The organism is Pseudomonas sp. S30, from assembly GCF_016518545.1.
Classification (GTDB): Bacteria; Pseudomonadota; Gammaproteobacteria; order Pseudomonadales; family Pseudomonadaceae; genus Aquipseudomonas.
This window is the reverse complement of sequence record NZ_JACVTO010000051.1, coordinates 1-641: the sequence shown is the minus strand read 5'-3', so window position 1 is coordinate 641 and position 641 is coordinate 1. Positions and strand designations below refer to the sequence as shown.

The 641-nt window shown below is 61.0% G+C and carries 1 protein-coding gene; it reads left to right on the top strand.

The annotated features are described in order from the left end of the window. Nucleotides 1-641 (top strand): IS4 family transposase (locus tag IAE34_RS24195; protein WP_200141481.1); only part of this gene is annotated, 641 nt, incomplete at both ends.

Sequence of the window (641 nt, the reverse complement as noted above, 5' to 3'; positions counted from 1 at the left end):
GAGTGGGTTGCCAGTGCGCTCAATCTCTCGGCTCAAGCCACTATCCGGCGGCGCCGCCTGCCGAGCGATCAGGTGCTTTGGTTGGTGCTGGGCATGGCACTGTTTCGCGATGAGCCTGTGCATGAGGTGGCCAGACGGCTGAATATCTGTGCTCAAGGCTTGGCCTCTGACCAGCTACTGGCGCGAAGCGGTGTGACCGAGGCGCGTAAGCGGCTGGGCGCCGATCCGGTCGAGTCCTTGTTCCGCCAGACCGGTAAGCAGTGGGGCTGCGAGCGGTACGAAGGTGATGACTGGGATGGCCTGCAAGTGTTCGCGGTGGACGGCGCATTGCTGCGAACGCCTGATTCACCTGAGTTGCGAGAGCATTTCGGCTCGGGCAACACAAGCACCGAACGTCAGACACCGTTCCCAATGCTACGCCTCGTGGCACTGATGAATGTGCGCTCCCATGTGATCCTCGACGCTCAGCTCAGCCCTTACCGGGGCAGCGAGATGCGCTTGGCCGAAAGCTTTCTCGGGCAGGTCCCAGATGATTCGATCACGTTATTCGATAAGGGCTTCTGGGGCGCCGACCTGCTATTGGGCGTCGCTCAAAGCGGTAAGAATCGTCACTGGTTGACGCCCGCTCGCAAGAATCTGGT